The sequence below is a fragment of the Nocardia sp. NPDC004278 genome, from assembly GCF_053602975.1.
This window is the reverse complement of the sequence record NZ_JBSGEQ010000013.1, coordinates 13,905-38,251: the sequence shown is the minus strand read 5'-3', so window position 1 is coordinate 38,251 and position 24,347 is coordinate 13,905. Positions and strand designations below refer to the sequence as shown.

Sequence of the window (24,347 nt, the reverse complement as noted above, 5' to 3'; positions counted from 1 at the left end):
CATTGCGCCGAAACATTCGGCCGCGGCGATCGGGGCTATTCGTCGGCGAACAAACTCTCAGCCCGGGATCCGGGTTCCGTGCACGGGGTGGAACAGGTGCACCGAGGCAGTGTCACGCACGCGCATCGTCACCGATTCACCCAGCGCAGCGGGCGCCCGGTCGGCGGAGCGAGCCACGAAGGTGAGCTGTTCACCGTCGAGACCGGTGAGCGGGGAGTCGGGGACGCGGGCGTAGACATAGGATTCGCTGCCCAACTCCTCGATCAGCTCGACGGTGACACCGAAACCGGTTCCGTCGCGGCGCAGTTCGAGCTGCTCGGGCCGGATGCCAATGGTCACGGTGTCGAGTCCGGCCTCGGCCAGGCGGGCCAGTCGGGTGCGCGGCAGTTCGACGGTGGTGTCGGCGACCCGGACACCGTCTGCCACGACGGGCACCGTGCACAGATTCATCGATGGCGAGCCGATGAATCCGGCGACGAAGGCGTTGGCGGGCCGATCGTAGAGTTCGGCCGGGGTGCTGAACTGCTGCAGCTTGCCATCGCGCAGTACGGCGACGCGATCACCCATGGTCATCGCCTCGACCTGGTCATGGGTGACATAGACGGTGGTGGTGCCGAGGCGGCGCTGCAGTGCGGCGATCTGGGTGCGGGTCTGTACGCGCAGCTTGGCGTCGAGGTTGCTCAGCGGCTCGTCCATGCAGAACACGCGTGGCTCCCGCACGATCGCGCGGCCCATCGCGACCCGCTGACGCTGTCCGCCGGACAGTTTGGCGGGCTTGCGATCGAGATATGGTGTCAGGCCCAGCAATTCGGCGGCATCGGCGACGCGCTTCTTGCGTTCGGCCAACGGCACCTTCATCATCTTCAGCGCGAAACCCATATTCTCCCCGACGGTCTTGTTCGGGTAGAGCGCGTAGTTCTGGAACACCATGGCGATATCGCGGTCCTTGGACGGCACACCGACCATATCGGCGCCGTCGATCCGGATCGATCCGGCGTCGATGTCCTCCAGCCCGGCGAGCATGCGCAGGGCGGTCGACTTGCCCGAGCCCGAAGGTCCGACCAGGACAATGAATTCGCCGTCGGCGATATCCAGATCCAGCGCATCGACCGCGAGCGCGTCGGCGCCCGGGTAGACGCAGGATGCCGAGTCGTAACGGATTGTGGCCATTGACTTTTCCTTACTTGATGGCGCCGAAGGACAGCCCACGCACCAGCTTGTTCTGCGCGAGCCAACCGGCGAGTACGACCGGCAGCGCGGCGAGTACGGCGGCCGCGGACAACCGCGCCCAGTACAGGCCCTCACCGGTGATGAATCCGACCAGGAACACCGGCATGGTCTGGGCCTGCACCGCGGTGAGATTCACGGCGAAGAAGAATTCGTTCCAGGAGAAGATGACGCATATCAGCGCGGTGGCCGCAATACCGGGTGAGACCAGCGGCAAGATCACCTCGCGCACCGAGGTCACCAGGCTGGCGCCGTCCATGCTCGCGGCCTCGAGCAATTCGCCGGGCACCTCCAGGAAGAACGAGCGCATCATCCACACCGCGATCGGCAGATTCATTGCCGTGTAAAGGATGACGAGCGCCCAGATATTGTCGAGCAGTCCGATATCGCCGACGATCACATACAGTGGCACGATCGCCGCGACCACCGGCAGCATCTTGGTGCCGATGAAGAAGAACAGCGCGTCGCGGGTCTTGCGCACCGGTCGCAGCGACAGTGCGAAGGCGGCCGGAATGCCCAGCGCCAGTACCAGCGCCGTCGACACCACGGTCGCGAAGGTGGAGTTCAACAGGCTGGTGCCGATGCCGCTGTCGAGTACGGCGGAGAACTGGTCCAGCGTCGGGGTGAACAACAGCTTCGGCGGGTCGGTATAGGCGTCACCCTCCTGTTTGAACGCCGTCAGCACCATCCACAGCACCGGGAAGAACATGCCGATACCGACTACCCAGGCGAGGACGCTCCAGATCAGGCCGGACCGTTTGCGTGCGTTCATGCCGCCGCCTCCTTCCCGGTGAATGTCTTGAACAGCAGTCGCAGCGCGAAGGTGGCGACCACGGTGGTGGCGATGACGGTGACCACACCCATCGCGGCGGCCTGGCCGATATCGAAGCCGAGGAATGCGCGCTGGTAGATGTAGAAGGGCAGATTGGAACTGGCGATGCCGGGTCCGCCCGAGGTCATCATGTACACCGCGTCGAAGGTGTTGACCAGATAGATCGCACCGAGTACCGCACCGAGCTCGATGAACCGGCGTAGATGCGGCAGCGTGAGTTCTCGGAAGACCGCGAAGGAATTCGCGCCGTCCACCCTGGCGGCCTCCACGATGTCGCGAGGCATCGATTGCAGCCCCGCCAGGATCAGCAGCATCATGAACGGCGTCCACTGCCAGACCAGATCCGCCATCACCGCGGGCAGCGGATATTTGCTCACCCAGTCGGTCTGACCGACGCCGAACGGTTTCAATACGAAATTGACCAGCCCGAAGACCGGATCGAGCATCGTCGTCTTCCAGATCAGCGCCGCCGCAACGGGTGTCACAAGGAACGGGGTGATCAGCAGGGTGCGCACCACGCCGCGGCCGAAGAAGGCCCGATCCAGCAGCAATGCCAGCAGCAACCCCAGCACCACCGAGATGATGACGGTGCCGACGATCAGGATCACGGTATTGAACGCGACCTGGCGGAACTGACTGTCGCGGAACACATCCGCGTAGTTCTGCAATCCGGTGAAGTGCCGGGATCCGGGCCGGACCAGATTCCAGGACTGCGTCGAGTAGTACAGCGTGAAGACGAACGGCACCTGGGTGACGACGATCATGAAGATCAGCGCGGGCAGTAGCGGTCCGCGGCGTCGCCAGGCCTCGGCGCGTGAGATCCGATGCGACAGCTCGGCCACGGGCGGGGATCCGGCGGACGACGATACCGCAGGGGCAGTGATTGTTTCGGACATGACTACTGGTTCCCTCGATACGACCTGCCGACGGTCTCGGCATACTGCTGTGCTTGGTCGAGTGCGGCCCGCACGCTTATCCGGCCCGCGACCGCGGCGCTGATCTGCTGGCTCACCCGGGTTCCCAGATCCTGGAACTCCGGAATGGTGATGAACTGGATACCGGTGTACGGAACCGGTTGCACGGTGGGATGTTCCGGATCGACACCCGACATCGCCGCCAGGGTCAGCGGCCCATAGGCCCTCGAAGCCTCCTTATACTCGGGGATCTCATAGGTGGACCGGCGGCTGCCGGGCGGCACATGTGACCAGCCGAGCCGCTGACCGACCATCTGGATATACGGCTTGCCGGTCATCCAGGAGATGAATTTCCATGCGGCGTCGGGTTTGTCGCTGGATTTCGGAATGCCGAGCGACCAGGTATACAGCCAGCCGGAATTGGGTTTGCGCACCGTCGGTGCGAGCACATAGCCGATCTTGCCGACCACCTTGCTCGATGCCGGATCCTCGAGCACACCGACGGCCGAGGTCGCGTCGTACCACATCGCGGTATTGCCCTGGGACAGCTGTGTCGCGCATTCACCGAATCCGCTGGTGGCCGCACCGGGTTCGCCGTGCGCGCGGACCAGGCCGATATAGAACTCGACGGCCGCGACCACCTCCGGGCTGGTGAGCTGGGCGTGCCAGTTCTCGTCGAACCAGCGGCCGCCGAAGGTATTGATGACCGTATTCAGCGGGGCGAGTGATTCACCCCAGCCCGGTTTGCCGCGCAGGCAGATGCCCGAGCGCCCGCTGGCCGGATCGTCGAGCTTCGCCGCGGCCTGCGCGATCTGATCCCAGGTCGGTTCGGCGGGCATGGTCAGCCCGGCCTGCTCGAACAGATCCTTGCGGTACATCAGGAACGACGATTCGCCATAGAACGGCACCGAGTACATATCGCCGTTGTAGGACAGCGACTTTTGCAACGACGGAATGAAATCCTGTTCGTCATAGCCCGGGGTCCGGCGCGCGTAGCTCGACAGATCGACCAGCCACCCGTTCGCGGCCCATTGCGGCGTCTCGTAATTGCTGATCATGACGACGTCGAATTCGCCGCCGCCCGTCGCGACCGATGCGGTGATCTTGGCGCGGGCCTCGTTCTCCGACAGGGAGACGAATTTCAGCTTGGTGCCCGGATTTTCGCGCTCGAACTCACCGGAGAGCGCGATGGCGTCGCGCATCTGCGAATTGGAGACCATGGCGATGGTGACGGTGTCCCGGCCGCTGGCGGTGAACGAACCGGCCCCCGCACAACCGGACACCCCGAGTAGGGCCGTAACAGCCAGCGCCACTGCGGGTTTCGCGAATCGGGTCCGCCTGCTCATCGGGCTCGGTCTAGGCATCGGACAGGCCCTCCTTCCTTTCCAACAGCCACCGCGCGCACTCGATGTCGGTGACGAGGATCTTGGCCAGTCCCCCGCGCAACGCACCGAGAACGGCTTCATGTTTGACCGGCCCGCCGGAGATCAGCACCGTGGCGGGGCATCGCCGGATGGCGTCGAGGCCGACCGAAACCGTCCGCTGCGCAAGCGATCCCGCGATATCGCTGCCGTCGGCGTGGAAGAACCGGCCGCCGATCTCGCCGACCGCCCCGAGCCCGCGCAGTTCGCCGAGGATCGCCGTGTCCAGATAGCTGCCCTCGAACAGGGTGGTGGCGGTGGAGACCGGGCCGACGCCGAACATCATCACATCGGCGGTGCGGCCGAGCGCGATCGCACGCCCGAGCACCGAATCCTGTTCCAGCGCGGTAACTGTCGCCGGATCGGCATACAGCGGGGCGTGCAGGCGAACCGGCGTCGCCTGCAGTTGCATCGCACATCGACCCAGCGTGTAGTCCACGCCGGTCTGGTAGTCGAATGAGGTCATCGACCCGTCGAGTTGGACGACGCGCGCGCAGTGCGCGGATTTGGTGCGCAGTTCGTGCGCGACGGCGATCGTCTCCGGCCCCCAAGTGAATCCGAGCGTATGCGTCGGCTGTAGCCGCCGGGTCAGTACGCCGACCGCAGCGCGGGCCAGGGGTTGCAGGCCCGATGGCGAGCCGTCCGGAATATCTCCGAGCACCACCGCCTCGGTGAGCCCGAATGCCGCCTCGATCGCGCTTTCGATATCGGTGTGCACGGACGAGCGCAGGTCGTCGGGGACGCTGATTTCGATGCGCACCAGTCCCTGCGCACGCGCACGGGCGATGAGCCGCCCGGCGGTCGGCCGCGAAACACCCAGCTTGGCCGCGATTTCGGCCTGCGTCGCACCCTCCAGGTGATAGAGCTGCGCGGCCCGCAATGCCAGCCGGACATCGTCCGCCGTGCCGGGCCGGGATGGTTCGGTGGCCACGCGAGCTCCTCATTGACTCTGATCATCTGCTCAGCATGTGATCTATTGCTCACAGAGGGTACCATCGGAATGTGACGTACACAACAGTCGGAGGGGTGTCATGAGCGAGGCCACATCCATCACATTGCGTGCCGCGACCGTCGGCGACCTACCTGACGACCTGCCGGTACCGAACTACGACCGCTCCCGAATCACCAGCGGCATAGTGCATTTCGGCGTCGGCGGGTTCCATCGGGCGCATCAGGCGAGCTATCTCGACGAGTTGCTGCGGCGTGGCGGAGCGCGCGACTGGGGAATCTGCGGGGTCGGGGTGCGCCAGGAAGATCGGCGCATGCGCGATGTGCTCGCGGCACAGGACGGCTTGTACACGCTGTCGGTCGTCGCACCCGACGGCGACCGGACGACCCGCGTGGTCGGCTCGATCATCGAATATCTCTTTGCCCCGGACGACCCCGAGGCCGTCATCGAGAAACTGGCCGCCCCGGCGACCCGGATCGTCTCGCTCACCATTACCGAAGGCGGCTACAACTTCGCCGCCACCACCGGCGAATTCATCGCCGACAATCCGGAGATCCGCGCCGATCTCATCCCGAATGCCTTGCCCGCCACGGTATTCGGGCTGATCACCGAAGGGCTGAGGCGGCGTCGCGCGCGCGGCATCACACCGTTCACCGTGCTGTCCTGTGACAATATCGAGGGCAATGGCCACGTCGCGCGCCGCACATTCGGCGCCTTCGCACGGCTGCGCGATCCCGAACTGGGCGACTGGGTCGAGCGCGCGGTGCAATTCCCGAATTCGATGGTGGACCGCATCACCCCGGTCACCCCACCGGGGACATCGGCGGAGCTCGCGCGGCGCTACGGCGTGACCGATCGCTGGCCGGTGGTAACCGAGCCGTTCACCCAATGGGTCATCGAGGATTCGTTCTCGCTGGGCCGACCGGCACTCGACGAGGTCGGCGTGCAATTCGTCAGCGACGTCGCGCCCTATGAGCTGATGAAACTGCGTCTGCTCAACGCGAGCCACCAGGCACTCGGCTATCTCGGATATCTGAGCGGCTACCGGCTCGTCCATGAAGCCGCGCAGGATCCGGTCTTCCGGCGATTCCTGATGCGCTACATGGACCGCGAAGCGACCCCGACCCTGCACCCGGTGCCCGGGGTCGACCTGGATCGATACAAGCACACCCTGATCGAGCGCTTCGCCAACCCCGCGATCGGCGATACCATCGCCAGGCTGTGCGCCGAATCCTCGGACCGGATCCCCAAGTGGCTGCTACCGGTGGTCCGTCGGCAACTCGCCACGGGTGGCGAGATCACCTGTGCCGCAACGGTAGTCGCGGGCTGGGCGCGCTATGCCGAGGGGATCGACGAAGACGGCGCACCGATCGAGGTGGTCGACGCGCTGCGCGAGCGCCTGGTACCGCTGGCCCGTCGCCAGCGCGACGACCCCACCGCATTCCTCACCGATCGCTCGATATTCGGCGATCTCATCGATGCGCCACGCTTCGTCGACGCCTATACCGCGGCCCTGAGTTCACTGCACACCAAAGGATCCCGAGCCACCTTGGCCGAGCTGATTTGACGCTGCGTCCCCGCGCGGCTCGCGAATGATCGTCCGCCCCAGGGCTTAGTTCTCGGCGACCTCGGCGAGCCGGTCGATCGAGGCTTGCAGTCTGTCAGCGGTGGTCGCCCGCGCACGGCGGAACCGATTCTCGTCGGTCAAACCCGACCAGTCGTAGGTGTGCGTGACCCGAGTATGTGCCGGATCCAGCGGTTCGAGCTCCCAGCGCCACAGGTGCCCCGGGGGCTGCTGCTCCGGTTCCGCGGGCAGCCAGGCGATTCGACGTCCCTCCTCGAACTCCACCACATGATTCTCCCGAACCGACCCCTTGGTAGTCGTCATGAGAAACATATCGCCCACCGCCCGCACGCGTTGACCAGCCGCTGCCTGCGCCAGGTTCGCATTGCCATCCCAACGCGGCTGCTGCGAAGGATCAGCGATCAACTCGAAGATCTGCTCCGCCCCGGCGGCGATATCGTGACTGGCAGTGACAATCCGCGGAACTTCGGTGTCGTCGGTCATGATCCGATCGAAGCATCCGACCCCTGACTCGCGCCAGTCGAATACGGCGATATCGACCGGGATCGCCCTGCGCCGACGGACGTCAGCGGCAGCTGCCCGGCTCACCGCGGAACCATTCCGCTATCAGCTATCCGCTGAGCGGTATCTGCGTGCGGCGCAACGCTAGCCCGGCGCAGCGGCCGAAGCCGCTGCGCCGGACTACCGATTCAGAAGATCTGCAGCGGAGGGGATTTCGAGAAGCTGACGGGGAGGGCGACCAACGCGCGCTGGAATGGGCCCGGGCGCCAGCTCAGCTCCTCGACGGGGACGGCGAGGTGTATTTCCGGGAGGGCGTCGAGTAGTTGATCGATGGCGTCCTGGACGATCAGTGATGCGAGCGATCGGGCCGGACAGGCATGCGGACCGGCGCTCCACGCCAAATGTGAGCGATTGTCGGTGTACACCCCGGTATTGATTGCGGGATCGTTATTGCAGCCGGTCATGCTGATGACCACCGGCTGGTGTGCGGGCAGCCATGCGCCATCGATCAGGATCGGCTGCCTCGGGAAGGTGACGCAGTAGTTCGACAGGGGCGGGTCGGTGAACAGCACCTCGTCCAACGCATCGCGGGTGGACAGGCTCCCGCCGAGAATGCCGCCCGCGATTCGGGTATCGGTCAGCATCAACCGCAGCGTATTGATGATCAGATTCTGGGTCGGTTCGATGCCCGCGCCATAGAAGCTGAGCACCTGGTGGATCATCTCGGCGTCATCGAGCTGCGCCGGATGGGCCAGCAGCCGCGAGACGATATCGTCGCCCGGCTCTGCACGTTTGAGGCAGACCAGGTCGAACATGGCATCGCCGACCATCTTATTGCCCGCTGCGGCATCTACGCCCTCGATCAGCGCGGCCATACCGGCGGCGGCACGCTGACCGATTTCCGGTGGGCAACCGAGCATCGCATTGATCACCGCGAAGGATAGCGGGAAGGCGTACTGGCTGATCAGATCCGCCGTGCCGACCTCGCAGAAGGAGTTGATCAGCGGAATGGCGATCTGCTCCACTGTGGAATGCAAAGCGAACAGGTCGATTTCGACGAGTGCGGCAACGGTCGCCTCGCGGTAGCGGGTGTGCTCGAGACCGGTGCTGCGAATTGCGGCCGGACGCCATTCGAGCATCGGCCGAACCGGGCAGTCATCGGGGACGCTCTTCTGCCAGGTCCGTGAATCGGCCGGAAAATGATCGGGATCATTGAGGATGCGCAGCGCCGTGTAGTAGCCGATCACCAGAGTGGCTGGCACGCCGGGCGACAGTTCCACCGGCACCAGGGATCCGTATCTACTGCGCATATCGCGGTACGCGGCATGCGGATCCGCGGCGAATTCCTCTGAGTACAGCGCAATTCGGGGACCGTCGGTATCGATCGGTGAACCGTGTGCGACCGGGTAGGAACGGGTGTGCGTTGCCGAATCTGGCGTGGTCAAGTGACGTAACTCCAGTCGATGAGCAGAGACGGTGAGCGGCGTGCATCGATGCGGCCCGCCCAGAGCAACAGTCAGCGTACGTGGAACCGCCACTGCGTCGCCCGTCGCAGTCACCATCCCTGGCCATGCCATATGTGACCGGCATTACAGTGGTTATGGGCAGACACGAAGGAAACCGATTGAGCACAGCAGCGCACGGCAACCCCTGGGTGGCCGTTCGACCGGACGACGACCTCACGCAGTTGGCACTGCGGATGTCGTCGGCGCACCGCTCCTTCCTCGACGGCGTCGACCGGCTGCCGACCGTGCGCCCCGACGGTGATTCGGTGCGTCCGGTGGTCCTGGATTCCTGGCGGCGCAGCCGCAATTCCGGCGTGGACCCGGACGGCTTCGGCGATGCGGTGGGCATCGACGATCTGGAACTGCAGCGCTATCGGGCCAACCATCCCACCGCGCTGATTCGGCCGATAGTGCGGAAGTTGCTGGTCGAAGATGCCGCCGAGGCCGGACTGCTGGTCGCGATCAGCGATGCCGGGGGCCGATTGCTCTGGGTCGAGGGCGATTCGAAGGTCAAAGATCGGGCGCTGGCAATGAATTTCATGGAGGGCGCCGACTGGAGCGAGGAACGGGTCGGCACCAATGCGCCGGGCACCGCACTCGCCCTCGACCATCATGTGCAGATTTTCGGGGCCGAACATTTCAGCCGGGTGGTGCACGAATGGAGTTGTTCGGCCGCGCCCGTGCACGATCCGCGCGGCGGCCAGATCATCGGCGCCATCGATATCACCGGCGGCCCGCGAGTCGCGGCGCCGGAGATGTTGTCGCTGATCCGGGCAACGGTGCTGGCCGCGGAATCCGAACTGCGGCTGCTCATGCTCGATTCGCCGCGACCGCTCGCTCTCCCGGCAGCACGGCTGCGGGTGCTCGGCTCGAACCGGCCGACCCTGACCCGCGGCGGCGAGCCGATCCGCCTGTCGCAGCGGCATGCCGAAATCCTATTGCTGCTGGCCGAGTATCCCGAGGGCCTCAGTGCCGACCACCTCGCCATGCTGCTCGACGAATCGGAGCTGGATCCGGTGACGGTGCGGGCGGAAATGTCGCGGGTGCGAAAGATGCTGGGCGCCAACGGTCTCGGCTCCCGCCCCTATCGGCTGCTGCTGGATCTCGATACCGATGTCGCCGAGGTTCGACGCGCACTCGCCCGCGGCGACACCGCGGCCGCATTGCGCGCCTATCCGGGTCCGATCCTGCCCCGCTCACTCGCACCCGGCATCGATGAACTGCGTGTCGAGTTGCGTGGCCGGCTGCGCGCGGCCCTGTTGACGGCGGGCGATCGCCGCCTGCTCGCCCGCTGGACCGGTTCGGTCGACGGCCGCGACGACATTGCCGCGTGGACCGCCTATCTCTCCTCGCTCGACCGCCGATCCTCGATGTACGCCCAGGTAGAGGCACAGCTGCGACTACTCGATCGCAAATTGGGCATCTGACCAGTTTGTTGCAACCGTGGTGCAACATGGACACTCATAGTGTTCTGGATCACACCTTAGTCAGCAGATCGAGGAGGATTCGATGACCGTATTCGCCCGCCCGGGAACACCCGACGCCGCCATGTCGTTCCAGGCCCGCTACGACAACTGGATCGGCGGTGAATGGGTCGCGCCCGTCAAGGGGCAGTACTTCGAAAACCCCACTCCGATAACGGGTCAAACGTTCTGCGAGGTTGCCCGCGGCACCGCCGAGGACATCGAACTCGCCCTCGATGCCGCGCACGCCGCCGCACCCGCGTGGGGTAGGACCTCGGTTGCCGAGCGCGCCATCATCCTGAATAAGATCGCCGACCGGATCGAAGAAAACCTCGACGCGATCGCCCTCGCGGAGTCCTGGGACAACGGCAAGCCGATCCGGGAAACCCTGGCCGCCGATATTCCCCTGGCCATCGATCACTTCCGCTACTTCGCCGGTGCGATCCGCGCCCAGGAGGGTTCGCTGTCGGAGATCGATGTCGATACCGTCGCATACCACTTCCACGAGCCGCTCGGCGTTGTCGGCCAGATCATTCCGTGGAACTTCCCGATCCTGATGGCCACCTGGAAGCTCGCGCCCGCGCTCGCCGCGGGTAATGCCGTGGTACTCAAGCCCGCCGAGCAGACTCCGGCCTCGATCCTGTTCCTGATCGGCCTGATCGGTGATCTGCTGCCGCCCGGTGTGGTCAATATTGTCAACGGTTTCGGCGTCGAGGCGGGCAAGCCGCTGGCCGCCAGCCCGCGGATCAAGAAGATTGCGTTCACCGGCGAAACCACCACCGGTCGCCTGATCATGCAGTACGCCTCGCAGAATCTGATTCCGGTCACCCTGGAACTCGGCGGCAAGAGCCCCAATATCTTCTTCTCCGATGTCCTCGCCGCGAACGACGACTTCCAGGATAAGGCCCTGGAAGGTTTCACCATGTTCGCGCTCAACCAGGGCGAGGTCTGCACCTGCCCGTCGCGTGCGCTCATCCAGGCCGATATCTACGACGAATTCCTGGCCGCGGCCGTGGTGCGGACCAAGGCCGTGCGGCAGGGCGATCCACTCGATACCGACACCATGATCGGCGCGCAGGCCAGCAACGATCAGTTCGAAAAGATCCTGTCCTACATCGAGATCGGCAAGGCCGAGGGCGCCACCCTGCTCACCGGCGGCGAGCGCGCCGACCTCGGCGGCGATCTGGCGGGCGGCTACTACGTGCAGCCGACGGTTTTCGCGGGCAGCAATTCGATGCGGATCTTCCAGGAGGAGATCTTCGGGCCGGTCGTCTCGGTGACCTCGTTCGCCGATTACGACGATGCCATCAAGATCGCCAACGACACGCTCTACGGACTCGGCGCTGGCGTATGGTCGCGCGACGGCGCGGTCGCCTACCGGGCCGGGCGTGATATCCAGGCCGGTCGGGTGTGGACCAACACCTACCACCAGTACCCCGCACACGCCGCGTTCGGCGGCTACAAGCAGTCCGGCATCGGACGCGAGAACCACCGGATGATGCTCGAGCACTACCAGCAGACGAAGAACCTGCTGGTCGGTTACGCATCGAAGGCGCAAGGCTTCTTCTGATGGCCGCAGTCCCCCGGCGCGTGCGCGCCACCGCGGCGGCGATGGATCTGCTCCGTCGCCTCCGCGGGCAACACGGGCCGCTGATGCTGCACCAGTCCGGCGGCTGCTGCGACGGTTCGGCGCCGATGTGTTATCCCGCAGGCGAATTCGTGGTCGGCGATCGCGATGTGCTGCTCGGCCTGCTCGATCTGCGCCTGCGAGCCGATGAACTGCCCACGACCGAGCCGGAGCCGGATGACTGTGCGCCGGTGTGGATTTCGGGTCCACAGTTCGCGGCGTGGCAGCACACTCAGCTCATCCTCGATGTGGTGCCCGGCCGCGGCTCCGGATTCAGTTTGGAATCACCCGAAGGACTCCGATTCCTCAGTCGTGGAAGGGTTTTCGAGGACGCTGAGCTAGTTGCGCTGGCCCGGACCGAGCCTGTGACCGGTGCGGGCTGGGAGCACGGTGCGCGTCCGATGGCGTCGAGCGAACCACAGGTGGTCACCGAGGCAGCCGACGCCTGCCCGGTGCCAGGTCGTCATCGCTGACCATCCCAGCGCATCGATGGCGAACGCAGCGCATCGGTTGCGGCGCGTCCAGCTAACCGTTCGCCTGCGCCGGTGCGGCCAGCACGCGCACCCCGATGGGAATCGGCGTGCAGCGAGTTGGATTCCCGTGCGGCACTGACGATTCCGGTTCAGATCTGGGAGCGCCGGTCGACGGCGACCATATCGAGCACCAGATCCTGCAAAACCCGGCGCGTGGTATGAGCTTGTGCGATCAAGGGTTCGGACGCTTCGGTCTCGGCCAGCTCCACCAGCCGATTCACTTGGTGACAGAGCGCAACGAGTCTGCGGATCGCTTGACGTCGCTCGGCGAGGTTCAAGGTGTCGGTGGCCATACTCAGCAGATCGCGCCACCGCCGCCGACTGTTTCGCCAAAGTTTGCCGGCCCACTGTGGCTCCAGCAATATCAACGCAACCGGATCATCGCTTCACAGACCGCCGATGAGTCAGTACCGGAACGGATCGCCCACCGCACCGACCACTTCCGCGCTCGCCTGCCGCACCCAGCTAGCTCCTGCTGTATCCAGCTCCAGGGCGGGGGTCCGAACATAGCCGAATGGTTGTCGCCCAAGCCGTATGACTGCGCTCGGCGAGCAGTCGGAGGGGGGAAGGACAGCAGTCTAGCTGGGGCGGGCATTAGATCCGTTGGATGGTTGCGAGCCAGGCCGGTGCACCATCGTCGTGGAATCGCGTCTGAATCCGGTCCGGCTCGATGGCGGCGACCTGCCAACCAGCGCCGGCGCCGAACGCCGCACTCAGCTCTTCCCGACCGACCGGGTGTGGGCCGGTATCGGGACCAATGTCACTGAAGCACAACACATACAGGGTTCCACCGTGCTCGGTCACCGACGCCAGGCTCGCCACGTACCGTGCTCGCTCGTCCCCGTCGAAGGTGTGGAACAGTCCGCTGTCCAGCACCGTGTCGAACCTACGCCCCAAACGCTCCAGCCGAAACGCATCAGCCGCGCCGAACTCGACCTCGATCCCACGGTCCCGGGCCTTCTGCCGGGCGATCGCCAGTGCCGTCTCGGCTATATCGAACCCGAGCACCGACAAGCCGAGCGAGGCAACGTATAAAGCGTTCTCGCCGGTCCCGCAACCCGCATCGAGCACGGCTCCGACGAATCCGCCTGCGGATGCCACACGCACTATCGCTGGTTGCGGCCGGTCGATATCCCATGGCGCTGGACCGTCGTGGTACGACGCATCCCACGGCAGCCCGGTCATCCGTTCGTGACTGGTCGGATGCCGACCACCGAACGGATCATCGGCGCGGGTTCCCGATTGCTCCGACAACTTCGTCACCTCCCTGCGACTGGTCTTCTCACCTCATCGTGGCACGCCGATCGACGGGTCTCGACGATTGCGAGCCGGGTACTCACACCAGTTTCGAATGCACCGTTAGCCGAGCTGAGCCGTCGGCGGGTAGCACATCCCGGCGCCGATCGCCCGGTGCGTTTGCCGTCGGTTCCGCATGCGTGGATGCAGCTGTATACGCCGACCGATGATGCGGCGTGGGGGAAGCGGGAGTTGTTTCGCCGCGCCCACGCCGAACACGCAAGAGAGTGGGATCGCTTGTGGCAGTCCGCCATCGAGATCCCCGGCCGCGACGACAATCGGGACTGGATCCGGCCCGCACTCAGACCCAGCTCGCCGATTCCGGGATGACCCCGTTGGCGCGGGCATTGGCATCGATGATGTCGCGGAGCCAGGTGGTCAGCCCGGGCTCGATGGCATCGTAGAAAGCGGCGAATTCCGGGTCGGCGGTGTATGTCCGGGCTATGCAGACGTGCATCGCGTGGGTGCAGTCGAAGTAGGTGTCGATCGATGCGCGGTGCCGCTCGGCCAAAGCGTTGGCCCGATCGCTTCCGGGGCGCACGCCGGCGCGCTGGGCCGCGGCCAGATCCGCGTTCAATGCCGCCACGCCGACGGCGATCTGCTGCCAGTCTTCGGCGGTTCTGCCCGCGGCGCGTTCGGCGTACTGGGCCCACTGGTGCGTGTCGCCCCAGCGGTCGTGTGCTTGCGCGGCCCAGCCGGGTTGCCACTGCTCGCCGAAGATCGCGACCTGCTCATCGGCCGAGAGCAGGATCCCGGACTTTCTGGCCTCGATCATGCGGTCCATGGCGTCCGCCATCTGGTGCAGGCGGGCAGCGCGCTCGCGAAGCGAATCGCGCTGCGCACGTAGCGATGCCGACGCATCGATGGCCGGATCGTCCAGTATCGACTTGATGTCGTCGAGAGGTAGGCCCAGCTCACGGTAGGTGAGCACCCGTTGGATCCGGGACAGGTCGGCATCCGTATAGAGCCGGTATCCGGCGTCGGTGCGCTCGGACGGGCAGACCAGCCCGACGGCATCCCAATGATGCAGCGTCCGGATCGTGACGCCCACCCGGGATGCGGCGGCACCGACGGTGAGACCGGCGGCGTCATCGAGATTCACACCATCCAGTCTGACATTCACGCCGGGCGATGCCACCGACCTCATTGCTTCGGCCCTTCGATTCCGATGGACCGCAGCCACTCGGCCTCGGCGCTGTTCGGGTCGTAGGGCCGCGCCGCCGTCATGATCACCCGGGTGTTGTCCGGTGTGCGGACCTCCAGTTCCACCGAGTTCCACGGCATCATCCGCGGCCCCGTCGTACAGCCGGGCAACACCAGCTCACACGCCGCCGCGATCTCGTCGAGCTGACTCAGCACGCACGCGAAGCTCACGCTGTGCGCCGTCGGCTCGGCCGGGCGCTCGTCCGGCACGAGCAAGACGTCCTGGAACGCCCAGCGCCGCAGATGCGTCACCTGCCCGGGGGCGGTGAACAGGTCGAAGAAGCCGAGTCCGCGAACCCAGAAGTCCACCGACGCAGCCAGATCGGGCGTCGGCACCGTGACGAACATCGGCATCCCATAGATGCCGCGGAAAAGCTCCGGAGCCACGGCGTCGAGGGCGGGCACGGGAACCGGACTGAATTCGAATGCGGGGTAGGTTTCACTCACCACGACATCGTCGAGCCTGACGCAGCGTCAGGGTCAAACCCCTACGCCAGGGGGCCATCTGCGGGACGATGAAGGCCATGACCGAATCCGCCACACGCACGCTCGATCGGCTCCGGACGGACCTGCAGGAGTATGCGCGCCTAGCCGAGGCCCGCTATGACCCTGCGGTCGTGGACCCGGTGCTGGACACACTCGCCGATCTGTGGACCAACTCCGTCGTCGGTGTGCGCACGACGACGCATCCGGTGCCCGAACGCGAGATCAACGCTCGGGTGATGCATCCGGGCGCCCCCACCGATCTGATCGAAAGACTCTGTGACGCCGGACTTCTCACCTACACCGGACATCCGATGGAGCAGTTGCTCGCCGAGATATCGGCCGCCGTGCCGGTCCGTTCGGGTGTCGATCTCGCACTCGCCGGTGGTGTGCAGAAGATCTGGCTGGTCTTCCCCGAACTACTCGAGGTGGAGCGGATTCTCGGATTCTCCGGGATCCCCGACTCGGCCCGCGCCAGCGCCGAGCACCTGACCCGATATGGCGGCCAAATCGGCATACTGGCAGTCGATTTCGACGCCGGCACGATGAATCTCTACTCGAACGTCTTCGCGCCGGGCACCCTCGCTCCCGCGGATATCGCCGGAATTCTGGCCGAACTCGACTTCGTCCCGGCCGACGACGCCGAACTGGCACTCCTCGGGCGCACCTTCAACCTCTACCGCACGTTTTCCTGGACATCCCCACGCATGCAACGGATTTGCTTCCCGGTGCGCTGCGAGCCATCGAGCTTCCCGACCCACCTCGACCCGGTCCTGAACCGTTTCGTCGACGGAGCACCATTCGCCGACCCCGACACCCGAGGATTCGTCTTCTACGCCGCTTACGGCCCGGACACCCGCTACTACAAGATCCAGGCCGAATACGCCGCCGCCGGCCAAGCCACCTTCCCCGGCGGAACCGCGCCCAGCCGCACCTAGCGCTCCACTGCGTCAACGACCGCATTGACGCAACCATTCGGTTGCTATAGATTTATGGCAACCGAATGGTTGCGACATGAGGAGGTGCCCCGATGGGATTCCCGGATCGAATCGAACGCAGTGTGCACATTGATCAGCCGCTGGAGCGGGTGTGGGCCGCGATCACCACAGCCGAAGGGCTCGGCAGTTGGTTCGGCGACAGCGCGGAGGTCGACATGCGCGTCGGCGGCACCGCGAAACTGGCCTGGGCGGGCGGCAACGCGGCGGAACTTCGCATCGAACGACTCGAACCGCAGACGACCTTCGGCTACACCTGGCCCATCCACGGACTTCCCGATAGCGACCCGCGCCGCACGTATGTCGAGTTCACGCTGACACCGAACGGCACCGGCACCACCGTCACCGTGGTCGAAACCGGCTTCGCGCAGCTCGAGCCGGACGACCACCGCAAGGCATTCGACGGCAATACCGACGGATGGGCGAAGGAATTCGCCAAGTTGGTCACCTATCTCCATGGCTGACCGCGCGTCCGAAGCCGTCGCGGAAGCTGTATTCGCGGCCCTGGCGGATCCGAACCGGCGCGGTATTCTCGCCGCGCTGGCGGAGGCCGGGCCGACCACCGCGACGGATCTGGCCGCCAAACTGCCGATCACCCGGCAGGGCATAGCCAAACACCTTGCGCTGCTCGCCGATGCGGGTCTGGTGGCAGCCGAACCCGGTGAGCGGCGCCGGATCCGCTATCGCCTCCAGTCCGGTCCCATGCAGGTCGCCCAGCAGTTCCTGGCCGCGCTGGCCCGCGATTGGGACGACCCGCTCGCGGCACTGCGCCGACATCTGCAATAGCCGTTGGCAAGAAAGGAATCATCATCATGACAAAAGTCTCCGACAGCGAAATTCTCATCACCGGTGCCAATCGTGGCATCGGAAAAGCATTGGTCGATGAGGCCCTGCGCCGCGGTGCCCGGCGGGTTTACGCCGCTATGCGCGTGCCGGTGCCGCACGCGGATGAGCGCGTCACGCCGCTGACTCTCGACATCACCGACGCGGACCAGATTCAGCGCGCGGTCGATGCGGTCGAGTCGCTGGATATCCTGGTCAATAACGCGGGCGTGGCGATCTACGACGATCTGACCGACCCGGCGGTAATCCAGCAGCACCTCGATGTGAATCTGTTCGGCCCACTCACCGTAGCCCACGCATTCCTGCCATTGCTGACCCGTTCGCAAGGTGCCATCGTCAACAACATTTCGATGAACGCAATCGCCGCCTTTCCGCTCGTTCCCGGCTATTCGGTCTCGAAGGCGGCGGCGTTCTCGATGACGCAATCGCTGCGCGCCCAGCTCGCCGACGAGGGCATACGGGTACACGCCGCGCTGACCGGTCCGACCGACACCGAGATGTCGCGGGAGTTCGACGCAGTCAAGGCCACCGCGGCGCACGTGGCACGAGCCATCTTCGACGGTTTCGAAGCGGATGAGGACGATATCTTCCCCGACCCGGTGTCAGCGGCCTTAGCCGAAGGGTGGCGCAGCGGCGTCGCCAATGCCGTCGCGACCGAATTCGCATCGATCGCCCAAGCGCTACGCAATTCCTCGGCCGCCTGATCTTGTAGTAAGCCTCCCGCAGCGGCACTGTTCCGATCACCTCGGACCAGTGCCGTTGCCGTACCCATCCCGGTTTTCCTCGGGGAAGCTAGTTCTCGCCTGCGGTTCGAGCGGTGGAAATACCGAAACAGCCAGCACACAGCGCGAAAATCAACTTATTCGGCAGCACCACCTCGAACGAGGAAACCCTGCGGGGCGGCGAATCTACAACTGATCGACTGTCACCAAAGGCTGCCGCTGACAGCGGTTTTCGGTGTCTTTCCAGGTGTGCCGAGCGGTTCCCGGCCCAGCCGAGGTGGTTACATGCTCTGGGGCAGGGTGGCGAATTGCTGCTCGAGTCCTTTTGTCACGCCCTTACGCCAGGCATCGGCCAACTCTCCCGACACAGGGTCGGGGAAGATGTCCTCGTCACCGGCCTCGACCCCGTCGAAGATCGCGTGCGCGACAGACTCTGGAGATGCCATCGGAATCGGAATGTCGAGGTTCGCGTTCATGTCGGTTGCGACGGGCCCAGGCAGGACGCCGTGGACGGTGATGCCTTCTCCGGCTAGGCGCATCCGCAGAACTTGGGTCGCAGAGAATGCAGCGGCCTTGGAAATCGCGTAGGACGGACTGAACGGTGGCGGGGCGAGGCTCGCCAATGACAGCGTGTTGACGATTGCTCCGCCGGCGCGGGTCAGCGCGGGCAGCAAGGCCTGAGTCACGGCGAGGAGGCCGAAGAGGTTGACCGCGAGCTGCTGTTCGAGGACGGACTGATCGCTGAGATCATCGAAGGTAGTGACGCCAGCGTTGTTGATCAGGATATCTAGTGATTCGACCGCGCCGACCGCCTGCTGAATCCCCGTCCGGTCGGTCACGTCCAAAGTCAGTGGTGTGACACGCTCGTCGGTGTGCGTGAAGAGCTTCCGCGTCCCCACGTAGACGCGTCGCGCATCCCTTTTCAGGGCCTCCTCGACCAGAGCGCGCCCGATACCGCGATTACCTCCGGTGATCAGCACCGCGCTGCCTGCGATTTTCGCCATGTTGACGATCCCTTTCATGACTTATCTGGATGGCTGTTATGGAGCGAGTTTCGTCAGCGCGGAGTCGCTGCGGCTTTCTCCTTCGAGAGGGCGAGGGCTTGGGGGTCTTCATCGGGTTGACCGGTGCCGGTGGTGACCAAGTCGCGGAGGCTCTTGTCGATATAGAAGGTCCAGCCTTTGCGGCAGGCTTCGAAGCATTCGAATACGGGGGTGAGGCCGACGTGGGTGAAGCGGAGTTCGGTGGTGTCGGCGGATCGAGTGATATCGAAGCGGATTTCGGTGTTGTTCCATTCGGTTTGGTCGTCGACGAGCGTGATCTGGGCGTCGAGGACGCGCCAGACGACGTGGTCGTGGGGGACCACCTCGGTGACCTCGATGGTGGATCGGTGCACGCCCGGAACCTCGTAAGTGAAGACGTCTCCGGGCTTTTCGCTGCGTCCGACGAGTGCCTTCGACCACCAACCGGGAACGTCGAGCACGGCATTGAAGACGGTTTCGGGGGTCTGGTCCACGGCGAACGTCGTCGTGAAGTTCTGCACGTTCATGGGTTTCTCCCTGAGGGGGTATATGAATCGGCTGCGACATTCAACCGATGGGTTGACAGTAGGCTTGGAGGACGGGATAGTCAACCATGTGGTTGAGGATTCTTCGGAACAGCTCGACGTGGTGTTCCATGCGCTGTCGGACTCCACGCGCCGCTCGATGCTGCACACCCTGGCGCGCCGCCAATGCAGCGTCGGCGAGTTGGCGGCGCCGTTCGACATCTCGCTCGCGGCGGCGTCGAAGCACATCAAGGTGCTCGAGCGGGCCGGGCTGGTGCGGCGCACCGTGCACGGGCGCACGCACCTGTGCCGACTCGATCCGCGTCCGCTCCGAGATTGCGCTGGATGGATGGACTTCTACGAACGCTTCTGGAACCAGAGCCTCGACGCCCTGGAAACCGCACTGCTGCAGGAGGATCGAGATGAGTGAATACGGCGAGGTCGTCGAACCGGGCACAGTCCGCATCGAACGGCTGCTGCCCGGACCGATCGAACGGGTCTGGGCATACCTGACCGACATCGACAAGCGCGCGACCTGGCTGGCCGGCGGGCTGTTCGAACAGGCCACCGGCGGCCGGATCGAACACGTGTTCCGGATCCACGAACTCACCGGCGAGGGCGATCCGGCCGAGGTGGCCGACCGCAAGCACGGCGAGGTGCTCGAATGGGATCCCCCGCGCCTGCTCCGCCACACCTGGAGCACCGGCGGCGGCCTCGCCGACTCGGAAGTGACCTTCGCGCTCGAGGAGGCCGGCGACAAGGTCTGCCTGACGGTCACCCACCGCAGGCTGCCGACGCGCGGCGAGATGCTGAATATCGCCGCAGGCTGGCACACCCACCTGGACATCTTGCGAGCCAGGCTCGCCGCATGCCCACCCGACATGTACTGGCCGAAGTTCAATTCCCTTCGCGCAGATTACGAACCGATGCTCCCCGCCAATTGGGCTGGTCGCAGCTGATCTCGGCGACCGCCGAGCCCACCACACGTCGCCCGATCAGATCACCGCCGAATTCGGCGTTACCCGCCCCACCATCTACCGTCACCTCAATAGGCGAACCCGTAGCCTCGCCGCCCTGATTGCCTGCGTCTAGCCGCCGTCGGCGAAGACCAGCGCGAGGGCGGCGAAAGCGGGCACCTACAGCGGCCAGCAGGCGGTGGGCAGCGTCATGATGCCAATGATCGGCGCCAGTGGTGGCTGCGCGCGACAACCAGTCCGGACACGGTTGCGTTCAGCACCCATGAACAGAATTCGAAGGGGCAACACCGATGCATCGAAAACGCCTCGGGTGGTTGGGGAAGTGCCGCGACCGGACCCGTCCGACCCCGACCCTCAGCTGGCGATCTCGGTGATCTCGCGATGTGGGTGCAGGCTGCGGAATTTACTGCCGTGGAAGATCAGCGGCTCGGCGTCGGCGCGGGCCGCGAGGCGGTTGATCCGCAGAATGACCACCGTGTGGTCGCCCGCGGGGATGCGGGCTTCGACCGCGCCTTCGATCCACGCCGTCGCACCCTCGATGAAGATCGCGCCGGCCGCGCCGCGCTGCACATCCACATTATGGAAGCGATTGCCGTTGCGGTTGCTCAGTGCCCGAGCCGCATCCTCCTGATCGGTGCCGAGCAGACTCAGACCGAGGTGCGTGGCGGTATCCAGCTTCGGCCAGGTCGCCGAACTGTTCTGCACGCAGAATGACACCAGTGGCGGATCCAGCGAGACCGGAACGAAGGTACTCACCGCCAAACCGTGTGGTGTGCCCTCGATTTCGGCGCATACCGCGACCACCCCGCTGGGAAAGCTGGCGAATACGCGACGCAGTCCGGCGCCATCGGACGGAAACTCGAATAGCTCATACATGGTCGGCCGCCTTCGAACTCAGTGCCGCGGCGACGGGCCGCCAGCGGGTGGTATAGCGCTCTATGGCGCCGTCTTCCTGAAATGTGCGGTCCGATAGATAGAGACCGGGCAATGCGGCCGTCGCACCGAGCTCGACCAACACCGGCTTCAGCAGCAGGTCCGGCGCGAGTGCATGCGTCGGGCCCGCGCCGAGCATGAGCGGCACCGCCACGACATCGGCCAGGCCGGTACCGCCTTCGAACTGTTCGAGGAACAGCTTCAGCAGACCGGTGTAGGTGGCCTTGAAGGTCGGACTGGCGAAGACCACCAGCTCTGAACCGGCCACCGTGCGCACAGCAGCGGCGACATCCGGGTCACCCCAGGACAGCAGGCCAGCGCCGAAGGAGACCAGATCGATCACCTCCGGTGCCACGTCCGAGCGCAAACCCTCGGCGACCAGCGTTGCCGCGGTCAGCGTACGGGAGGCGGGCTTCGGATTGCCGACGACGACGGTAACTGTCACTTCCGTATCCTCTTCTCGCTCAGCTCAGATCACGCCGTGCGGCGGCGGCGCGATGTCGTGCAGCAATGCCCTGCCGATGTGCTGATACTTCCACCACACCGGATCGTGCAGGGTGTGCATGCGGACATTGCGCCAGTACTGGTGCAGGTTCAGATCCGCAGCGGCACTGCGTGTTCCGCCCACCTCGAACAGCGCGGCCGAAACTTCGTTGGCCGCGCGATCGGCGAGTATTTTGGCGGTGGTGAGGGCCAGCGATGCTGGGGCGACGAATGAGTGGCTGTGCGGAATCTGCGCGATATTCGGGTCGGCGGCCGCCAGCACGCGCACCACCTCGGCCACCACGCTCGGCGGGAGATCCGCTCCCCCGAATGCCGCGGGCGCCGTGATCGCGAGCAACCCACCCGCCGCGAGTCGATCCACCTCGGCGAATGGCAACTCTCGCCCGAGATCACGTGCCGCGGCTCCGGCTGCGAACTCCGAAGCCAACTGCGCAACAACAGAATACGCCTGTGCCGCGGATTCGATGCGGTCGGCGGCGATCGCGGTCATCAGTGCCCGACCCCGGCGGGCCTGCGCGCACCCAGTTCCCGGACCAGCGGCAGCACCTTCGCACCGAAGTACTCGACCTCCTCCTGGAGGGGCAGGAACCCGGCAAGCGTCAGGTTCGCACCGAGTTCCCGGTAGGCCACGACGGGTTGCACCAGGTACGCGAACCGGATCCGATCGGCGATCTGCTCTGTGGTCATGATTGCTCCATTCGGTGTCGGCGCGCGCTCCTTCCACTCCAGCACCGCAAGCCGACCGACAGGAGGGTTTGAATCTGCGCGATCGGATGGGGGTAGCGATCACCCCGACCGCCACCTGCCACGAACACGCTATCGACTCAGGTTGGCGAGCAGGAAGTCGCGGGCGACGCCGGATGCTCGGTCGAACTGCTCCTCGTACACGGCGAAGTGCGTGCCGGGGATCAGCGCCAGCTGTTTGGGTTCCAGCGCCTCGGCATAGCTCTGCAGGGCGATATCGGTGGGTGTCAGGGTGTCCTGATCGGCGATCACCATCAGTAGGGGCGTCGGAGATACGCGGCGCAGGAACGCCTCCGGGGCATAGGACTGGAACTTGTCGACACTCGACAGGGTGACCTCGTTGCGCCAGGTGGGGACCTGCGGGCCATTGGCCATCAACCAGTGGTAGACCTCGATACCGGGCATGGCGACGAGTTCGGTCGGATCATCGGAGGCCGCCTTGATCGTCTCGTACGGTTTCCCGGCAGCGCGAGCCAGGCGGTCGGCGGCAATGGCCCCGTGCACTGCGGGCAGCATGATGGTGGGCACTAAACTGCGAAAGTTGGCCCAGCCGTTCGAAAGTGGCACCTGCGATACCACGGCGCGGACCCGCCGGTCGGTCGCCGCGACGACCAGAACATGGCCGCCCGCGAAACTGGTTCCCCAGATGCCGATCCGCTCCGGATCGATACCGTCCAACGTCTGTGCGAAGGTGATCGCATCGCGGTAACCCTCGATCTGCGCGGTGGGGTCGACCTCGTAACGCGGTTCGCCATCGGAGGTCCCGAATCCAGGGTGGTCGTAGACGAGACAGGCCAAACCGGCAGCGGTGAATACCTCGGCGAACGGCGCAACCCACTCCTTCACGCCCGCGAAGCCGTGCGTCATCACCACCAGCGGCGCGAGACCCGACGTCCGCTCGGGCCGGTACAGCCACCCCCGCAATGTCACTGCGCCACTGGTGAATTCGACATCGACACGCATCGCGATTCCTCCCATTGCACCGTCTTTGCACCCAACGTACGGCCTGGGTGATCGAATGTCGAAGGTTCGTCTTCGACCACAACTCGACAGCCACTGGGCCGCAATCGAGTTCGGCCGTGGACACAGGGTGCCCGAGGCGCCGTCCTCCGACATCGCGACCACGCCTCAGCAGTCATGGTCGCCGCCGGTGGGTCACGGCAGTCGGATCCAGGACGCATCGAGCAACGGGTCGTGCGGCATGGACACCGGCCGGATGCGATCGGGGACCAGCCATCCCTGCCGCCCGCTCGCGGTGAATTCCGAATAGGCCGCCGGTTGGTAACCGGTACGATGGCGTGATCGAGCAGAGGTTCAAGAATCAACTTGAATTGCAACGAACCAGGCTGCGCGATACCGAGATTCATCGCGCCCGCGAGTACATCTATTCCATTCTTCGACTATCCGCGGATCCACGGTCGTACCGGGGTCGGAGCAATCGGCGAACAGGAAGGTTCGTGCGTCAAATTGGAGGAAGGTACAAAGATATCCACGCTAACTGGGTCGATCTTTGGACTTCTTGCTCCTAGCTGCACCATCGTCGA

General features: G+C 65.1%; 27 protein-coding genes and 1 pseudogene. 10 read left to right on the top strand and 18 right to left on the bottom strand.

Features of this window, described 5'->3' with window-relative positions; all coding sequences use genetic code 11:
- Positions 1-57: 57 nt before the first annotated feature.
- From ACWEO2_RS20970 to ACWEO2_RS20950, 5 genes are read right to left on the bottom strand one after another with little or no spacing between them, the layout of a single operon-like run.
- Complete coding sequence (locus ACWEO2_RS20970; protein WP_452406837.1) at positions 58-1,170, bottom strand: ABC transporter ATP-binding protein; 1,113 nt, start codon at positions 1,168-1,170, stop codon at positions 58-60.
- A gap of 10 nt (positions 1,171-1,180) precedes the next feature.
- Positions 1,181-1,999 carry a carbohydrate ABC transporter permease gene (locus ACWEO2_RS20965; protein ID WP_355180450.1) on the bottom strand — a complete coding sequence of 273 codons (819 nt, stop codon included), beginning with the start codon at positions 1,997-1,999 and terminating at the stop codon, positions 1,181-1,183.
- Complete coding sequence (locus ACWEO2_RS20960) at positions 1,996-2,955, bottom strand: carbohydrate ABC transporter permease (RefSeq protein WP_452406836.1); 960 nt, start codon at positions 2,953-2,955, stop codon at positions 1,996-1,998. Before ACWEO2_RS20960 ends, ACWEO2_RS20965 begins: the two co-directional genes overlap by 4 nt.
- A 2-nt stretch (positions 2,956-2,957) precedes the next feature.
- A complete protein-coding gene (locus tag ACWEO2_RS20955) occupies positions 2,958-4,319 on the bottom strand; it encodes an ABC transporter substrate-binding protein (RefSeq protein ID WP_452406835.1) in 1,362 nt (453 codons plus the stop codon).
- A 10-nt stretch (positions 4,320-4,329) separates the two neighbouring features.
- Positions 4,330-5,325: a sugar-binding transcriptional regulator gene (locus tag ACWEO2_RS20950; protein ID WP_452406834.1), complete on the bottom strand. Its 996-nt coding sequence runs from the start codon at positions 5,323-5,325 to the stop codon at positions 4,330-4,332.
- A 118-nt stretch (positions 5,326-5,443) separates the two neighbouring features.
- Between ACWEO2_RS20950 and ACWEO2_RS20945 the strand changes: the two genes are divergently transcribed.
- Positions 5,444-6,910, top strand: coding sequence for a mannitol dehydrogenase family protein (locus ACWEO2_RS20945; RefSeq protein ID WP_452407004.1), 1,467 nt, complete (start codon positions 5,444-5,446; stop codon positions 6,908-6,910).
- Positions 6,911-6,955: 45 nt separating this feature from the next.
- Here the strand turns inward: ACWEO2_RS20945 and ACWEO2_RS20940 are convergent, their stop codons facing one another.
- Entirely contained in the window at positions 6,956-7,411 is a 456-nt protein-coding gene (locus ACWEO2_RS20940; RefSeq protein ID WP_452407003.1) for an SRPBCC family protein, read from the bottom strand.
- Positions 7,412-7,617: 206 nt separating this feature from the next.
- Positions 7,618-8,874, bottom strand: coding sequence for a cytochrome P450 (locus tag ACWEO2_RS20935; protein WP_452406833.1), 1,257 nt, complete (start codon positions 8,872-8,874; stop codon positions 7,618-7,620).
- A 254-nt stretch (positions 8,875-9,128) separates the two neighbouring features.
- Between ACWEO2_RS20935 and ACWEO2_RS20930 the strand changes: the two genes are divergently transcribed.
- The 3 genes from ACWEO2_RS20930 (at position 9,129) to ACWEO2_RS20920 (ending at position 12,497) form a co-directional block, all read left to right on the top strand.
- Positions 9,129-10,361, top strand: coding sequence for a transcriptional regulator (locus ACWEO2_RS20930; protein WP_452407002.1), 1,233 nt, complete (start codon positions 9,129-9,131; stop codon positions 10,359-10,361).
- An 82-nt stretch (positions 10,362-10,443) separates the two neighbouring features.
- The gene (gene adh, locus ACWEO2_RS20925) at positions 10,444-11,967 is read left to right on the top strand and encodes an aldehyde dehydrogenase (protein WP_355180438.1); all 1,524 of its coding nucleotides are present in this window, start codon (positions 10,444-10,446) and stop codon (positions 11,965-11,967) included.
- Positions 11,967-12,497 (top strand): DUF779 domain-containing protein, encoded by a 531-nt coding sequence (locus ACWEO2_RS20920; RefSeq protein WP_452406832.1) that lies wholly within the window; start codon positions 11,967-11,969, stop codon positions 12,495-12,497. Before adh ends, ACWEO2_RS20920 begins: the two co-directional genes overlap by 1 nt.
- A 149-nt stretch (positions 12,498-12,646) precedes the next feature.
- On the opposite strand, the gene ACWEO2_RS20915 is transcribed toward ACWEO2_RS20920, so the two are convergent.
- The 4 genes from ACWEO2_RS20915 to ACWEO2_RS20900 form a co-directional block, all read right to left on the bottom strand.
- A complete protein-coding gene (locus tag ACWEO2_RS20915; RefSeq protein WP_355180434.1) occupies positions 12,647-12,850 on the bottom strand; it encodes a hypothetical protein in 204 nt (67 codons plus the stop codon).
- 301 nt (positions 12,851-13,151) lie between these two features.
- On the bottom strand, positions 13,152-13,811 hold the full coding sequence (locus tag ACWEO2_RS20910; protein WP_452406831.1) for a class I SAM-dependent methyltransferase: 660 nt from the start codon (positions 13,809-13,811) through the stop codon (positions 13,152-13,154).
- Positions 13,812-14,154: 343 nt separating this feature from the next.
- Positions 14,155-14,955 carry a MerR family transcriptional regulator gene (locus ACWEO2_RS20905; RefSeq protein ID WP_452406830.1) on the bottom strand — a complete coding sequence of 267 codons (801 nt, stop codon included), beginning with the start codon at positions 14,953-14,955 and terminating at the stop codon, positions 14,155-14,157.
- A gap of 41 nt (positions 14,956-14,996) precedes the next feature.
- Positions 14,997-15,503, bottom strand: a complete 507-nt coding sequence (locus tag ACWEO2_RS20900) for a VOC family protein (protein WP_452406829.1) — start codon at positions 15,501-15,503, stop codon at positions 14,997-14,999.
- Between the two features lie 77 nt (positions 15,504-15,580).
- Between ACWEO2_RS20900 and ACWEO2_RS20895 the strand changes: the two genes are divergently transcribed.
- The 4 genes from ACWEO2_RS20895 (at position 15,581) to ACWEO2_RS20880 (ending at position 18,081) form a co-directional block, all read left to right on the top strand.
- Positions 15,581-16,477: an aromatic prenyltransferase gene (locus ACWEO2_RS20895; protein ID WP_452406828.1), complete on the top strand. Its 897-nt coding sequence runs from the start codon at positions 15,581-15,583 to the stop codon at positions 16,475-16,477.
- 92 nt (positions 16,478-16,569) lie between these two features.
- Positions 16,570-16,998, top strand: coding sequence for an SRPBCC domain-containing protein (locus tag ACWEO2_RS20890; RefSeq protein ID WP_452406827.1), 429 nt, complete (start codon positions 16,570-16,572; stop codon positions 16,996-16,998).
- The gene (locus tag ACWEO2_RS20885; protein WP_355180422.1) at positions 16,991-17,320 is read left to right on the top strand and encodes an ArsR/SmtB family transcription factor; all 330 of its coding nucleotides are present in this window, start codon (positions 16,991-16,993) and stop codon (positions 17,318-17,320) included. The genes ACWEO2_RS20890 and ACWEO2_RS20885 overlap by 8 nt, the downstream gene beginning before the upstream one ends.
- 26 nt (positions 17,321-17,346) lie before the next feature.
- Positions 17,347-18,081, top strand: a complete 735-nt coding sequence (locus tag ACWEO2_RS20880; protein WP_452406826.1) for an SDR family NAD(P)-dependent oxidoreductase — start codon at positions 17,347-17,349, stop codon at positions 18,079-18,081.
- Positions 18,082-18,380: 299 nt separating this feature from the next.
- Here the strand turns inward: ACWEO2_RS20880 and ACWEO2_RS20875 are convergent, their stop codons facing one another.
- Together ACWEO2_RS20875 and ACWEO2_RS20870 are read right to left on the bottom strand one after the other, a co-directional pair.
- Positions 18,381-19,121 carry an SDR family NAD(P)-dependent oxidoreductase gene (locus tag ACWEO2_RS20875; protein WP_452406825.1) on the bottom strand — a complete coding sequence of 247 codons (741 nt, stop codon included), beginning with the start codon at positions 19,119-19,121 and terminating at the stop codon, positions 18,381-18,383.
- Positions 19,122-19,156: 35 nt separating this feature from the next.
- Positions 19,157-19,648, bottom strand: a complete 492-nt coding sequence (locus ACWEO2_RS20870; RefSeq protein WP_452406824.1) for an SRPBCC family protein — start codon at positions 19,646-19,648, stop codon at positions 19,157-19,159.
- Positions 19,649-19,736: 88 nt separating this feature from the next.
- On the opposite strand from ACWEO2_RS20870, the gene ACWEO2_RS20865 reads away from it, so the two are divergent.
- The gene (locus ACWEO2_RS20865) at positions 19,737-20,075 is read left to right on the top strand and encodes an ArsR/SmtB family transcription factor (protein ID WP_452406823.1); all 339 of its coding nucleotides are present in this window, start codon (positions 19,737-19,739) and stop codon (positions 20,073-20,075) included.
- A complete protein-coding gene (locus ACWEO2_RS20860; RefSeq protein WP_452406822.1) occupies positions 20,068-20,604 on the top strand; it encodes an SRPBCC family protein in 537 nt (178 codons plus the stop codon). Before ACWEO2_RS20865 ends, ACWEO2_RS20860 begins: the two co-directional genes overlap by 8 nt.
- A 372-nt stretch (positions 20,605-20,976) precedes the next feature.
- Here ACWEO2_RS20860 and ACWEO2_RS20855 read toward each other — a convergent pair whose 3' ends face one another.
- From ACWEO2_RS20855 to ACWEO2_RS20835, 5 genes and pseudogenes are all read right to left on the bottom strand, one after another.
- Positions 20,977-21,498: a flavin reductase family protein gene (locus tag ACWEO2_RS20855; RefSeq protein WP_452406821.1), complete on the bottom strand. Its 522-nt coding sequence runs from the start codon at positions 21,496-21,498 to the stop codon at positions 20,977-20,979.
- On the bottom strand, positions 21,491-22,000 hold the full coding sequence (locus ACWEO2_RS20850) for an NADPH-dependent FMN reductase (RefSeq protein WP_452406820.1): 510 nt from the start codon (positions 21,998-22,000) through the stop codon (positions 21,491-21,493). The genes ACWEO2_RS20855 and ACWEO2_RS20850 overlap by 8 nt, the downstream gene beginning before the upstream one ends.
- Positions 22,001-22,024: 24 nt before the next feature.
- On the bottom strand, positions 22,025-22,549 hold the full coding sequence (locus tag ACWEO2_RS20845) for an acyl-CoA dehydrogenase family protein (protein ID WP_452406819.1): 525 nt from the start codon (positions 22,547-22,549) through the stop codon (positions 22,025-22,027).
- Positions 22,549-22,749 (bottom strand): annotated as a pseudogene (locus tag ACWEO2_RS20840) (hypothetical protein); the annotation flags it as partial. The gene ACWEO2_RS20845 and the pseudogene ACWEO2_RS20840, both read right to left, overlap by 1 nt.
- A gap of 126 nt (positions 22,750-22,875) precedes the next feature.
- Positions 22,876-23,766 (bottom strand): alpha/beta hydrolase, encoded by an 891-nt coding sequence (locus ACWEO2_RS20835; RefSeq protein WP_452406818.1) that lies wholly within the window; start codon positions 23,764-23,766, stop codon positions 22,876-22,878.
- Between the last annotated feature and the right edge of the window lie 581 nt (positions 23,767-24,347).

Coding starts and splice junctions, on each gene's coding strand:
- ACWEO2_RS20955 (WP_452406835.1), bottom strand. CDS start 4,319: ATGAGCAGGCGGACCCGATTCGCGAAACCCGCAGTGGCGCTGGCTGTT.
- ACWEO2_RS20895 (WP_452406828.1), top strand. CDS start 15,581: ATGACCGAATCCGCCACACGCACGCTCGATCGGCTCCGGACGGACCTG.
- ACWEO2_RS20915 (WP_355180434.1), bottom strand. CDS start 12,850: ATGGCCACCGACACCTTGAACCTCGCCGAGCGACGTCAAGCGATCCGC.
- ACWEO2_RS20965 (WP_355180450.1), bottom strand. CDS start 1,999: ATGAACGCACGCAAACGGTCCGGCCTGATCTGGAGCGTCCTCGCCTGG.
- ACWEO2_RS20845 (WP_452406819.1), bottom strand. CDS start 22,549: ATGACCGCGATCGCCGCCGACCGCATCGAATCCGCGGCACAGGCGTAT.
- ACWEO2_RS20960 (WP_452406836.1), bottom strand. CDS start 2,955: ATGTCCGAAACAATCACTGCCCCTGCGGTATCGTCGTCCGCCGGATCC.
- ACWEO2_RS20970 (WP_452406837.1), bottom strand. CDS start 1,170: ATGGCCACAATCCGTTACGACTCGGCATCCTGCGTCTACCCGGGCGCC.
- ACWEO2_RS20855 (WP_452406821.1), bottom strand. CDS start 21,498: ATGTATGAGCTATTCGAGTTTCCGTCCGATGGCGCCGGACTGCGTCGC.
- ACWEO2_RS20920 (WP_452406832.1), top strand. CDS start 11,967: ATGGCCGCAGTCCCCCGGCGCGTGCGCGCCACCGCGGCGGCGATGGAT.
- ACWEO2_RS20880 (WP_452406826.1), top strand. CDS start 17,347: ATGACAAAAGTCTCCGACAGCGAAATTCTCATCACCGGTGCCAATCGT.
- ACWEO2_RS20835 (WP_452406818.1), bottom strand. CDS start 23,766: ATGCGTGTCGATGTCGAATTCACCAGTGGCGCAGTGACATTGCGGGGG.
- ACWEO2_RS20860 (WP_452406822.1), top strand. CDS start 20,068: ATGAGTGAATACGGCGAGGTCGTCGAACCGGGCACAGTCCGCATCGAA.
- ACWEO2_RS20940 (WP_452407003.1), bottom strand. CDS start 7,411: ATGACCGACGACACCGAAGTTCCGCGGATTGTCACTGCCAGTCACGAT.
- ACWEO2_RS20885 (WP_355180422.1), top strand. CDS start 16,991: ATGGCTGACCGCGCGTCCGAAGCCGTCGCGGAAGCTGTATTCGCGGCC.
- adh (WP_355180438.1), top strand. CDS start 10,444: ATGACCGTATTCGCCCGCCCGGGAACACCCGACGCCGCCATGTCGTTC.
- ACWEO2_RS20890 (WP_452406827.1), top strand. CDS start 16,570: ATGGGATTCCCGGATCGAATCGAACGCAGTGTGCACATTGATCAGCCG.
- ACWEO2_RS20930 (WP_452407002.1), top strand. CDS start 9,129: ATGTCGTCGGCGCACCGCTCCTTCCTCGACGGCGTCGACCGGCTGCCG.
- ACWEO2_RS20875 (WP_452406825.1), bottom strand. CDS start 19,121: ATGAAAGGGATCGTCAACATGGCGAAAATCGCAGGCAGCGCGGTGCTG.
- ACWEO2_RS20870 (WP_452406824.1), bottom strand. CDS start 19,648: ATGAACGTGCAGAACTTCACGACGACGTTCGCCGTGGACCAGACCCCC.